Source organism: Mesorhizobium sp. WSM4312 (genome assembly GCF_002294875.1).
In the GTDB taxonomy this organism is placed as follows: Bacteria; Pseudomonadota; Alphaproteobacteria; order Rhizobiales; family Rhizobiaceae; genus Mesorhizobium.
This window is the reverse complement of record NZ_NSFU01000005.1, coordinates 357,620-370,316: the sequence shown is the minus strand read 5'-3', so window position 1 is coordinate 370,316 and position 12,697 is coordinate 357,620. Positions and strand designations below refer to the sequence as shown.

Below are 12,697 nucleotides of genomic sequence, written 5' to 3'. Positions count from 1 at the left end.
GCCAGCGCGCGCGGAATGTTGGGCTGTTCCATATAGCCGAAGGTCAGCGTCACCCGCATGAACAGCTCGTTGACCGTCTCCATCTTGACCCGGTCGCTGTCGGACACCACCGGCTGCGGCGCCGTCACCACCGAAAGGATGACGTTCTGCTCATGCAGCACCTTGTAGTGCTTGAGGCTGTGCATCAGCGCTGTCGGCGCGCTGAGCGGATCGCTGGTCAGGAACACCGCGGTACCGGACACCAGCTGCGGCTTCTTCTTCAAGAGATTGCCGGCGAGGAAATCGAGCGGAATCTCGTTGCGGCGGGTCTTGTCGAACAGATAGCGGCTACCGCGCACCCAGGTCCACATACCCAGCACGATTGTGAAGGCCACCAGCAATGACGCCCAGCCGCCTTCGAACACCTTGACAATGTTGGAGGCGAAGAAACCGATATCGATGAAGGCAAACAGCACACTCAAGCTGATCGCAACCCAGAGCCGCCATTTCCAGATGCGGGTCATCACGACATAGAGCAGCACCGTCGTCACCAGCATGTTGCCGGTCACCGAGATGCCATAGGCGGAGGCGAGCTTGCTGGATTCGCCGAAACCGACCACCAGCATCATCACCACCAATGCCAGCAGAAGGTTGACACGCGGCATGTAGATCTGGCCGGACTGTTTTTCCGAGGTGTGCAGGATTTCGAGGCGCGGCAGCATGTTGAGCTGCACTGCCTGCCTGGTCAGCGAGAAGGCACCCGAAATCACAGCCTGACTGGCGATGACCGTCGCGGCGGTCGCCAGCACCACCATCGGGATCAGTGCCCAGCCCTCGTTCATCTCGAAGAACGGATGACCGACGACGCCATTCTTGGCCAGCACGAAGGCGCCCTGCCCGGCATAGTTCAGCAGCAGACAGGGGAACACGATCGACAGCCAGGCAAGCACGATGGGCTTGCGTCCGAAATGGCCGAGATCGGCATAAAGCGCCTCGGCGCCGGTGACAGCCAGGAAGATGGCGCCGATCGTCACGAAGGCGACGTCGGGCGAATGGATCAGGAAGGCGACGATGTAGTGCGGGCTGATCGCCCACAGGATTTCCGGATCGGCGATGATGTGCTTGAGGCCGGAAAGACCGATCGCCAGAAACCATACGGCGGTCACCGGTCCGAAGACCAATCCCACCCCACCCGTGCCAAAGCGCTGCACCGCGAACACCACGGCGAGGATGACCAAGGTCAGCGGCACTACGTAGGGCTGGAAAGCCGGTGTGACGACATTCATGCCTTCGACCGCCGACAGCACGGAAATCGCCGGCGTGATGACCGCATCGCCGAAAAACAGCGAGGCGCCGACAATGCCGATGCCCAGGATCACCGCCGAGCGCTTGGGGAAACTGCCGCGCGCCAGCGCCATCAGCGACAGCACGCCGCCTTCACCGCGGTTGTCGGCCCGCAGCACGAACATGATGTATTTGATGGTGACGATGATCGTCAGCGACCAGATGATCAGCGACAGGACACCAAGAATATCTCCGCGATCGGCGACGGTGCCGTGAGACGACGCCACCAGCGCCTCGCGAAAGGCATAGATCGGGCTGGTGCCGATATCGCCGTAGACAACGCCCAGCGCGCCCAGCATTAGCACCTTGGTGCTATGCTGTTCGATTTCCGGATGGCTCGACTGTTCGACGGGTTCTGCCTCACTACCAGTGTTGGCAAGGGCCATGGACGACACTCCGATAAGCGCGCGGTGCTCTACGCTTGCTGCAATGCAATATCAAGTGCCGTGGCGTGATGGCTCCCATGTTGGCAACGCTAGGCTCCTTAGGAAATGGCCTATAAATCAATGGTCGCGGGCTGAATTCGCGGCCACGGGGCATGGCTGGCGCCCATAAAAGCTGCCGTATCAGCCTTTAAATAGCGACTTGCGTGCCGATTTCCACGACACGTCCGGTCGGGATCTGGAAATATTCGGTTGCATCGGCCGCCGTGCGCGCCAGGCCGATGAACAGCCTGTCCTGCCACACCGGCATGCCGGAATTGGGCGAGGCCTTGAGCGAACGCCGCGACAGGAAGAACGACGTCGTCATGATGTCGAACTTCCAGCCCCGCTTGCGGCAGATCGCCAGCGCGCGCGGAATGTTGGGCTGTTCCATATAGCCGAAGGTCAGCGTCACCCGCATGAACAGCTCGTTGACCGTCTCCATCTTGACCCGGTCGCTGTCGGACACCACCGGCTGCGGCGCCGTCACCACCGAAAGGATGACGTTCTGCTCATGCAGCACCTTGTAGTGCTTCAGGCTGTGCATCAGCGCTGTCGGTGCACTCAAGGGATCGCTGGTCAGGAACACAGCCGTGCCTGGCACCAGGTGCGGCTTCTTCTTCAACAGATTGGCGGCAAGAAAATCGAGCGGGATCTCGTTGCGGCGGGTCTTGTCGAACAGATAGCGCGTGCCGCGTATCCAGGTCCACATGATCAGCCCCATCAGGCAGGCAACCGTGATCGATACCCAGCCGCCTTCGAATATCTTTACGATGTTTGCCAGGAAGAAGCCGCTGTCAATAATGCCGAACAGCAATGTCAGCGGCAGCGCGACCGCCAGCCTCCATTTCCACAGCTTGCGCATGACGACGAACAAAAGGATCGTCGTCATCAGCATTTCGCCGGTTACCGAGATGCCGTAGGCGGAAGCCAGCGAACTCGAACTGCCGAAACCGACGACCAGCAGCATCACCCCCAGAGCGACGAGCAGATTGATGCGGGGCATGTAGATCTGGCCGAGTTGCATTTCGGACGTATGCTGCACCTCTATGCGTGGCAGAAGGTTGAGCTGCACCGCCTGGCGGGTCAGCGAAAAAGCACCGGATATGACTGCCTGGCTAGCGATGACGGTTGCGGCCGTCGCCAGCCCCACCATCGGCATCAGTGCCCAGTCGGGCAGCATCTGGAAGAATGGATTGGTCGGCCTCCCGCCATTGGCCAGCACAAAAGCACCTTGCCCGAAATAGTTGAGCAGCAGGCATGGGAAAACCACGGAAAACCACGCCAACACGATAGGCTTGCGTCCAAAATGGCCGAGATCGACATAAAGTGCCTCGGCCCCGGTCACCGCCAGGAACACCGCGCCGACAGTGACAAAGGCGGCCGTGGGTGTGCTGGCGAGATAGGCGACCGCGTAATAGGGATTGATGGCCAGCAGGATCGATGGATCGTCCAACAGGTGATAGAGCCCTGCTACGCCGATAGCCAGGAACCATAGTGCGGTCACCGGCCCGAACACCGCCGCCACCTTTCCCGTGCCGAAGCGCTGCACCGAGAACAGAATGGCCAGGATGAGCAGCGTGATCGGCACGACGTAGGGGTCCAGTGTCGGCGTCACCACCCTGAGGCCTTCGACCGCCGACAGCACGGAGATGGCCGGCGTTATGATCGAATCGCCGAAAAACAACGCAGCGCCGCAAAGCCCGATCGCCAGAATAAGTCGCGCACCTTTGGGATAGGCGGTTCGCGCCAGCGACATCAGCGATAACGTACCGCCTTCGCCCTTATTGTCGGCGCGAAGTACGAAGGCGACATATTTTATGGTCACGATGATCGTTAACGCCCAGACAATCAGCGACAGCACACCAAGCACGTGAGCGCGCGTAGCGATACCGGGCGAAGCGTGAAGTGCCTCACGGAAAGCGTAGATCGGACTGGTGCCGATATCGCCATAGACAACGCCGAGCGCACCCAGCATCAGAACCTTGGTGCTGTGCTGTTCGGCTCCGGAATGGCTCGATTGCTCGACGGTTTCGGCCTCGCTATCGCGACTGGCAAGGTCCATAGACCACTCCCCGACGAGCGCGCGGTGCCTCACGCATGCTACGATGCGATGTCAGTTGCACGCTATGGCTGCCATACCTGCAAGGCGAAACTCTACCCCTACCAACCGCAAGCCCTGAGGAACCGGCCCACCGTGCCGGCCATGCCATACTCCAACGCGTCGGCTGTCAACCCATGTCCGATCGATACTTCGGCCAATACCGGAATGCGCTTGGCCAGGGCCGGCAGATTGCCCACCGTCAGATCGTGCCCGGCATTGACCTGCAGACCGGCGGCGAGTGCAGCGTCGGCCGTTTTTCCCAATCGTTCCAGTTCCTTGGCGGCTTTTGCGGAATCGGAATGGTAACTGCCATAAGGGCCGGTATAGAGCTCGATCCGGTCGGCGCCGGTATCGCGCGCGGCTGTCATGCCGGCGGAATCGGCGTCGGAAAACAGCGAAACCCGGAAGCCGCCCTTCTTCAGGCGCCTGACGATAGGCGTCAGCAACGCCGCATCGGCGACGAAGTTCCAGCCATGGTCGGAGGTCGCCTGCGCCGGATCATCGGGAACCAGCGTCACCTGTTCGGGCTGATGCTTTTCCACAAGCGTCAGGAAATCCTCGCTCGGGTAGCCCTCGATGTTGAATTCCGCCTGCGGAAACTCATCGTCGATCAGCGCCCGGATCTCGGGCAGGTCGGAATGCCGCGTATGACGCTCGTCGGGACGCGGATGCACGGTCAGCCCATGCGCCCCGGCGGCAAGCGCAAGCCGGCCGATGCCGGTGACACTGGGCCATGGCAGGTCGCGCCGGTTGCGCAGCATGGCGATGGCGTTGAGGTTGACGGAAAGCTTTGCGGGCATGTCTGGTGTCCGTGAAATCAGGCGGTTAGCACGCGCCACACCTATCCATTCAGCCGCGGCGCGCTTGAGACTGGGCATCTATAGCGCCTTTGACGGGAACAGATAGGGGTTTCCGGTGTTCCAGAAGACCGACGCTGTTTTGCGCAAGGAGGCCCATTCGTGAATTTCCTGCAATCCGTGCCGACGATCCGTCGCATCGACACCGATCGCGACGACCTGTTCGCCATCGACGTGGTCGGTCATGTCTCGGCGGCTGATGCGGAAAACCTGTTCGGTCTGCTGGAGGCGGCCTACGCGCTGCATCAGCGAATCGACGTGGCCGTGCGCATCGTCGATCACGACGGCGTCGACTGGACCGACATTTCCGACGAGACCCTGAAGCAGGGCACCATCCATGCGCTGGAGCATATAGGTCGCTGCGCGGCGATCGGCACGCCGGACTGGACGCCGGACGCGCGACACGCTTTGCCCGCATCGTCGCCCATCGAATTCAGGCATTTCAAGGCCGAAGACGAAGAAGAGGCCTGGGAATGGCTTGGGGTCCGGCGGGTCGGCGTACGAGAGAAGCCGGCGTCGTAACTCTATCGGACAATGGTCAATCGTTCGGCCGCGCGGGTGATCGCGGTATAGAGCCAGCGCTGGCGCGTTTCCTTGAAAGCCCAGCTTTCGTCGAACAGCACGATTTCGTTCCACTGCGAGCCCTGCGCCTTGTGCACGGTCAGCGCATAGCCATAGTCGAAATCATCAAAACGCTTCTTCTGCTGCCAGGGGATATCGGCGTCGGGATCCTCGAACGCCGCCTTGAGCAGCTTGATCTTGGCGACGCCGCGGTCCGGATCGTCCTCTTCCGGCGACACCAGCAGGTTGATGCCGGGCTTCACTGTCTCGCGCGACGAGGTCATAACTTTCCACAGCGAGCCGTTGAGCAGGCCCTTGGCCGGGTCGTTGCGCAGGCAGACCAGCTTGTCGCCGGCCTGCGGATAGTCGGCGTTGAAGCCCTTGAGTTCGCGCAGGCGCTGATTGTAGCGGCGGCGCGTGCGATTGGTGCCGACCAGCACCTGGTCCGCCTTCAGCACCAGTTCCTGGGTGACGTCTTCCTTGCCGATCACCTGCGCCGTGCCATAGTCGCCGCGCATGAATTCGCGGCCTTCGCGCACGTCGAGCGCCAGCCGCAGGATCGGATTGTCGCGCGCCTGCCGGTGGATTTCGGTGAGCAGGAAGTCGGGCTCGTGATCGGTGAAGAAGCCGCCGCCCGAGATCGGCGGCAACTGGCCGGGATCGCCCAGCACCAGGATCGGTGTGCCGAAACTCATCAGGTCGCGGCCGAGTTGCTCATCGACCATCGAACATTCGTCGATGACGACCAGTTTCGCACGCGAGATGGGGCTCTGCCGGTTGAGCGAAAAGGTCGGCGACATCGATGTCTTGCCGGTCACCTCGTCTTCCACCGATTCCTCGCCCTTGGGCCTGTAGATCAGCGAATGGATGGTGCGGGCGTTGACCGCCCCCTTGGAGCGCAGCACCTGGGCGGCCTTGCCGGTGAAGGCGGCGAACTGCACCTGACCGTCGACATGTTCGGCGAAATAGCGCGCCAGCGTCGTCTTGCCGGTGCCGGCATAGCCGAACAGCCTGAACAACTGCGGCTTGCCGGCCTGCAGCCAGCGGGCGACCGCTTGCAGCGCCTCATCCTGTTGGGGAGAAAATTCCATCTGATCGTGTGACCGGATTCGCAAGGGAAAGACAAGATAGGCGCCACCATCGATACAAACGGCGGCTAACTCCCCACGCGCAGACTATCAGGCGCAACCAAGAACGTAAAGGGAACAAACGTCGTTCCGCCCGTGATCATTGCGCGGCGTGCGGATCGTTCTCCAGCAGGATCGGCTTGCCGTGCGGCGTGGCATGCGCGGCGCGCTCCCAGGCCTGCGCCATCGCATCGACATCGGATTTGGCGGCCAGCCCCTTTGAGGCAAGCAGGCTTTCCAGCGCCGCCAGCCAATGTTCGTAATAGTCATGGCCGTCGCTTGCAGCGCCCGGCTTCTTGACCTCGGCGGACAGGGCCTCCGCCCATTCGCTCCACGAAAACAAGCCCTTGTCGTGCAGTGCCACCGTCATCGCAAAGGCTTCAGCCTGCCATGGTTCTGAAAATACCGGTTCGTCGAACGGCAAGGTGCCTTCATGCCGGCTCAAGATAGCTCTCCCAGGCATCGATCGAAACGGTCAGCGTCGGATCGGCGCCCTCGCCCCAGATCTCCTTACCTTCGAAAACCACCGTATAGACCCATTGCGGGTTTTCGCCTTGCCCATGCGCGTTGCTGTCGGGAAAGACGAAGCCCTCGCGCACCGCCTCGATCTTGCCTTGCCTGCCACGCGCATAGCGCGGCAGCCTTGTGTGGCCGGTCGGGTTGAAATTCTTCGTCCGCACGGGATCGCCGGCCTTGAACCGCGCCGGCTCCGCCATCGGCCGGTTGCAGGGACTGCCCTTGGCCAGCACGGCAGGCACATTTTCCGCCTTCAGCACCCGTTTCGGGGTCGCCGCCGCATCGATCGCTTCGCCTGCCTCGAGATCGCGCTCGCTGACGAAACCATGGCGCTTGAGCAGCGTTTCCAGCGCCTTGATCCAGATCTGGTAATAGCTGGAGGAATAATAGTCGGCCGGATGCAGCGATTCCCGCGCATGCCGGCTCTCGTCGATGGTCCACGCGCCCATGGCGCCGGCGCACAGCGTGACGCCGAGCGCCCGCCTCTCCCATTCGGCGTGGAAATAGGGCTCGTCCTTTTCGGGCGCGACCGGCCCGAACCCCATTTGTCCGCCGAGATCCTGCGGCCCGTTCATGCCGGCGCCCCCTCCGGTGCTTTGGCCAGCGCGGTGCCGATCATCGCATCGCGGCTCACCAGTGCGGCCAGCCGTTCCTCGCTCCAGCCTTCGGTACCCTTGGGGCGCATCGGCACGACGAGATAACGTAGTTCCGCCGTCGAATCCCAGACGCGTATCTTGGTGGCGGCCGACAGCGCCAGCCCGAATTCCTCGAGCACGCCGCGCGGATCGATCACCGCGCGCGACCGATAGGGCGGCGCCTTGTACCAGACCGGCGGCAAGCCAAGAACCGACCATGGATAGCAGGAGCACAGCGTGCAGACGACGAGGTTGTGCGTCTCCTCGGTGTTGAACACCGCCTGCATGTGCTCGCCCTGGCGGCCGGTATAGCTCAACGATTCGATCGCCGCCGTCGCATCGCGCTTGAGCCAATCCGCATAGGCAGGATCGCTCCAGGCCTTTGCCACCACCCTGGCGCCGTTGCGCGGGCCGATCTTGGTCTCGTAGGTATCGACGATGACGTCGATCGCCGCCGGATCGATCAGCCCCTTGCGGGTCAGGATGGTCTCCAGCGCCCGCACGCGGGCGGCAAAAGGATCGAGCTCGTTGTCGTGGTCATGATCATGGGACATGGCCGCAAATTACGGTCGCGAGCCGCCGGTCGCAAGCATGACGACTTGGGCCAGCGGAAATCAGCGCCTGATGGCCGGCTATTCGGCCGCGGTCTTCTGCGGCTCGGCCGGGATGTCGTCGTTGATGCCGAACAGCGAGGGCTGTTCGGCATTCCCGACCGCGGGCAACTCGGCCTTGCGCTTCGGCATGAGCCCGGCGAGCCAGCCCGAGAAATTCTCCATGTAGACGTAGATCACCGGTGTCACGAACAGGGTGAGCGCTTGCGAGGCCAGCAGGCCGCCGACAACGGCAACGCCCAGCGGCTGGCGCAGTTCGGCGCTGGCGCCGGTACCGAGCGCGATCGGGAACGTGCCCATCAGCGCCGCAAGCGTCGTCATCATGATCGGCCTGAAACGCATCAGGCAGGCCTTGTGGATGGAGTCCTTGGCCGACATGCCCTCTCGTCGCAATTCAAGCGCGACATCGACCATCATGATGCCGTTCTTCTTGACGATGCCGATCAGCATCAGAATGCCGATCACCGCGATGACCGACAGATCCATGCCGGCGAAGCGCAAGGCAACGACCGCGCCCAGCACCGCCGACGGCAGGCCGGTGAGAATGGTGAGCGGGTGGATGAAGCTCTCGTACAGAATGCCGAGCACGATATAGATCGTCAGGATCGCGCCGCCGATGAGCAGGCCCTGATTGGCAAGCGAATCCTGGAAGGTCTTGGCCGTGCCGGCGAAGGAAGTCGAGATAGCCGTCGGCATGCCGATCTGCTCCTTCAGCGCGCTGATGCGAGCCGTACTGTCGCCAAGCGCCACGCCTTGCGGCAGATTGTAGGAGATGGTCACGGCCGGAAGCTGGCCGAGCTGGTTGACCGTCAGGGTGCCCGCCGTGCGATCGACGCGGGCGAAGGCGCCAAGCGGAACCAGGCTGCCGCTTGCCGTCCGCATCTGGATGGCGAGCATCCGCTCGGGCGACCACTCGATCTTGGGATCGAGCTCGGTGATGACCTCATAGCTGTCGGCCGAGCCGAAGATCGTCGAAACCTGGTCGGTGCCGAAGCCGCCGTAGAGAGCGGAGCGCAGCGTGTCGGTATCGATGCCAAGCTGGGCAGCCTTGTCACGATCCACCACCAGCGATGCCTGCAGCGCATTGTTCTGCAGGTCGCTGGTGACGTCGGTGAAGGTCGCGTGGTCGGCCGCCATTGCGTCATTCAGTTTCTGCGCCCAGATATCGGTCTGGACGGTATCGAGGCCTTGGACCACCAACTGGTAGGAGCTAGCGGACGACCGCGAACCCAATCTTAGGTTCTGCACTGGCTGCATGTAGGTTTCGATACCCGCCACGCCGGCCAGCTGCTTGCGCAGATCCGCCTGTACCTTCTCGATGTTGGGTCGCTGGCTCTTGTCCTTCAACTGCACATAGAGCTGGCCCTGGTTCAATGCATTGTTGCCGCTGCCTGCCGACCAGGCCACATGCGATACATAGGGCGAATGGGAAAAGACGCTTGCCACCTGGCCCTGCAGCTTTGCCATGGCGTCAAAGGAAATGTCCTGACGCGCGATGGTGGTCACCGAGATCTGGCCGATATCCTCTTGCGGGAAGAAGCCCTTTGGCGAAATCTCGATCAGCCATACAGACATCGCCGCGGTGCCGATGAAGACGAGGAACACCAGGAAAGTCTGGCGCAGGCAAAAGCTCAGGACCCGGTCGTAGCCGCGCGTGACGAGGTCCCGCTTGTGGCCAGGGGCGTGTGCTTCGCGATCGGCCTTGGTGACCGACAAGAGCCGCGAGCACAGCATCGGCGTCAGCGTCAGCGACACGAACATCGATGCCAGGATGGCGACCGTCACGACGACGGCGAACTCGTTGAAGATGCGCCCGATGACACCGCCCATCAGAAGCACGGGGATGAACACGGCCACCAGCGAGATCGAGATCGAGATGATGGTGAAGCCGATTTCGCGCGCGCCCTTCAACGACGCGTCGAAGGCCGACAACCCATCCTCCTCCATGTGGCGGAAGATGTTTTCCAGCATGACGATGGCGTCGTCGACGACGAGGCCCACCGCCAGCGTCAGACCCATCAGCGATATGTTGTCGATGGAAAAGCCGAACAGGAACATCGCAGCCAGCGTGGCAATCAGCGAGATCGGCACCGCCACGGCCGGGATGATGGTCGCCGTCACCCGGCGCAGGAACACGAAGATCACCATCACCACCAGGGCGATGGTCAACAGCAGCGTGAACTGCACGTCGTCGACTGCCTGGCGGATCGAGGTCGAGCGGTCGTTGAGCAGCTTGATCTGGGCAGCGGCCGGGATCTGGTCCTGGAAGGACGGCAGCATCGCCTTGACCTTGTCCACGACGTCGACAGTGTTGGCATCGGGCTGGCGCTGCACGGCCATGATGATCGCGCGCGTGCCGTCATACCAGCTCGCCGTCGTCGTGGTCTGCACCGAATCGACGACGCGGGTCACCTCGCCCAGCCGCACCGGATGGCCGTTCTTGGTGGCGATGATGAGGTTGGAGAAGCCGGCGGCGTCGGTCAGCTGGGTGTTTGCTGTGATGGTCAACTGCTGCTTGTTGTTCTGCAGCACGCCGAGCGGCGTATTGCTGTTGGCCGATGCGACCGCCGCCTGCAACTGATCGATCGAGATGCCGCGCGCGGCAAGCGCTGTCGGATCGATCTGGATGCGCACGGCATATTTCTGCTGGCCGAAGATCGAGACCTGCGCCACGCCGTCGATGGTCGACAGCGACGGCGAGATGACGTTCTCGGCAAAGGCGTCGAGGTCGGTCAGCGGAACCGTGTCGCTGACCAGCGACATCAAAAGGATCGGCGCATCGGCCGGATTGACCTTGCGATAGCTGGGTGGCGACGTCATCTGCGGCGGCAGCGATTTTTGCGTTCGCGCGATCGCGGCCTGCACATCCGCCGCCGCTGCGTCGATATCCCTGTTGAGCACGAACTGGATCGCGATCGAGGTCTGGCCGAGCGAGTTCGTGGTCGAAATGGAATCAATGCCGGCGATGGTCGCGAACTGCTTGATCAGTGGCGTCGCCACCGATGTCGCCATGGTTTCCGGCGAGGCGCCAGGCAGCGAAGCCGAGACGTTGACCACCGGGAATTCGGCGCTGGGCAGTGCGGCCACCGGCAGGAATTTGTAGGCAAACAGTCCGCCCAGCACCAGGGCGAACGACATCAGGAGGGTGGCGACGGGCCTGCGAATACAGAATTCGGAGATCATCGGGCCGCCTCGCCGGCATTGGTTGCCTCAGCCACCTTGGGCGCTGCGGCCGCGGCGCCTTCGTGCACGGCGGCGCCATCCTTCAGCCTGGTCTGGCCTTCCGTGACCACTTTCTCGCCCGCTTTGAGGCCTTGGCTGATGGCGCTGTTTTGGCCTTCGGTCAACGCCACTTGCACCGGCCGCATCTCGACCGTGCTGTCCGGCTTGACCACATAGACGAAAGGCCCCTTCTGGCTGGGCTGCACCGCAACGGTGGGAACGGAGGTCATCTGCGGCATCATGCCGGCGTCGAGCACGACATTCACATACTGGCCCGGCCACAGCGAAAGATCCGCGTTCGGTATGCTCGCCCGCGTGGCGATCGTGCCCGAGGCGGTATCGACGCTGGAATCGACGAAATCGAGCGTGCCCTTGCCGATCGGCGTCGGCTCGCCATCCTTGGTCAACGTCACCGCCCCTTGCTGCGGATCGGCAAGCGCCTTGTGCAGCAGCGCAAGGTTGCTTTCCGGCAAGTTGAAGTTGACCTGCAACGGGTCCATCTGGGTGATGGTCACCAGCGGCGTCGAGGTGCTGCTGTTGCCATTGCTGGTGGTCACCAGATCGCCGACGGCAACGTTGACCGCACCCAGCCTGCCCGCGATCGGCGCCGCGATGGTGGCAAAGCCAAGCTGGACATTGTCCGCGTCGATCGTCGCCTTGTCGGCGTCGACGGTCGCGGCCGCCGCCTTCTGTGCGGCCACGGCCTGATCATAGGTCTGCTGCGTGCCGGCCTGCTTGGCGACAAGGTCCTTGGCGCGCTGAAAATCGGAATTCGAACTGGCAAGCAGCGCCTGGTCCTTGGCGAGCGTGGCCTGGTCCTTGGCGAGTTGCGCCTTGAGCGACCGGTCGTCGAGCGAGAACAGGATGTCGCCCGCCTTCACCATCTGCCCGTCCTTGACGTCGATCGACACGATCTGGCTGGAGACCCGCGCGTTGATGCTGACCACGGCGGGCGAAGAGACGAAGCCGATGGCGTAGCGCCGGATCGGGAAGTCGGCCGTGGTTGCCGTCGCCGAAACGATCGAGGCCGAACGGACGCCGCCGCCGGCCCCCTGCTTGCCCCCGGCTGCCTGCTTGTTGGTTGCCGCCTTGTCCGACGCCGGGACCTGCTTTGCGCCGATGAGTTGCTCAATCTTGCCCAGCGTGTCCGGAGACAGATAGAGCCAGCCCGCGCCCGCACAGGCGACGACAAGCAATGAAACAATGACTTTTCCACGCATCGACAAAGGCCTCTCCGTCCGACACGCCGTAGTCTGGGGTCGTATTCTAGCGCAATCCACGGCTCGTTGCCGCGATTTCGCCGAATAGATAGGACACGC

At 62.6% G+C, this 12,697-nt stretch carries 10 protein-coding genes; 1 reads left to right on the top strand and 9 read right to left on the bottom strand.

Annotation, left to right across the window (positions count from 1 at the left end):
• From CK228_RS10645 to CK228_RS10635, 3 genes are all read right to left on the bottom strand, one after another.
• A partial coding sequence (locus CK228_RS10645) for a potassium transporter Kup (RefSeq protein ID WP_095787838.1) occupies positions 1–1,709 on the bottom strand: 1,709 nt, incomplete at its 3' end.
• A 187-nt stretch (positions 1,710–1,896) separates the two neighbouring features.
• On the bottom strand, positions 1,897–3,810 hold the full coding sequence (locus CK228_RS10640; RefSeq protein WP_095787813.1) for a potassium transporter Kup: 1,914 nt from the start codon (positions 3,808–3,810) through the stop codon (positions 1,897–1,899).
• Between the two features lie 98 nt (positions 3,811–3,908).
• Complete coding sequence (locus CK228_RS10635) at positions 3,909–4,649, bottom strand: pyridoxine 5'-phosphate synthase (protein ID WP_095787812.1); 741 nt, start codon at positions 4,647–4,649, stop codon at positions 3,909–3,911.
• Between the two features lie 159 nt (positions 4,650–4,808).
• On the opposite strand from CK228_RS10635, the gene CK228_RS10630 reads away from it, so the two are divergent.
• Positions 4,809–5,228 (top strand): STAS/SEC14 domain-containing protein, encoded by a 420-nt coding sequence (locus tag CK228_RS10630; protein ID WP_095773056.1) that lies wholly within the window; start codon positions 4,809–4,811, stop codon positions 5,226–5,228.
• Between the two features lie 2 nt (positions 5,229–5,230).
• Here the strand turns inward: CK228_RS10630 and CK228_RS10625 are convergent, their stop codons facing one another.
• The 6 genes from CK228_RS10625 to CK228_RS10600 form a co-directional block, all read right to left on the bottom strand.
• Complete coding sequence (locus CK228_RS10625; protein WP_010910153.1) at positions 5,231–6,358, bottom strand: ATP-dependent RecD-like DNA helicase; 1,128 nt, start codon at positions 6,356–6,358, stop codon at positions 5,231–5,233.
• 136 nt (positions 6,359–6,494) lie between these two features.
• Positions 6,495–6,857, bottom strand: coding sequence for a nitrile hydratase accessory protein (locus tag CK228_RS10620; RefSeq protein WP_179295870.1), 363 nt, complete (start codon positions 6,855–6,857; stop codon positions 6,495–6,497).
• Positions 6,826–7,485 (bottom strand): nitrile hydratase subunit beta, encoded by a 660-nt coding sequence (gene nthB / locus CK228_RS10615; protein ID WP_095787811.1) that lies wholly within the window; start codon positions 7,483–7,485, stop codon positions 6,826–6,828. Before nthB ends, CK228_RS10620 begins: the two co-directional genes overlap by 32 nt.
• Positions 7,482–8,099 (bottom strand): nitrile hydratase subunit alpha, encoded by a 618-nt coding sequence (gene nthA, locus CK228_RS10610; RefSeq protein WP_095787810.1) that lies wholly within the window; start codon positions 8,097–8,099, stop codon positions 7,482–7,484. The genes nthB and nthA overlap by 4 nt, the downstream gene beginning before the upstream one ends.
• Positions 8,100–8,177: 78 nt before the next feature.
• Entirely contained in the window at positions 8,178–11,339 is a 3,162-nt protein-coding gene (locus CK228_RS10605) for an efflux RND transporter permease subunit (RefSeq protein WP_095787809.1), read from the bottom strand.
• A complete protein-coding gene (locus CK228_RS10600; RefSeq protein WP_095787808.1) occupies positions 11,336–12,598 on the bottom strand; it encodes an efflux RND transporter periplasmic adaptor subunit in 1,263 nt (420 codons plus the stop codon). Before CK228_RS10600 ends, CK228_RS10605 begins: the two co-directional genes overlap by 4 nt.
• Between the last annotated feature and the right edge of the window lie 99 nt (positions 12,599–12,697).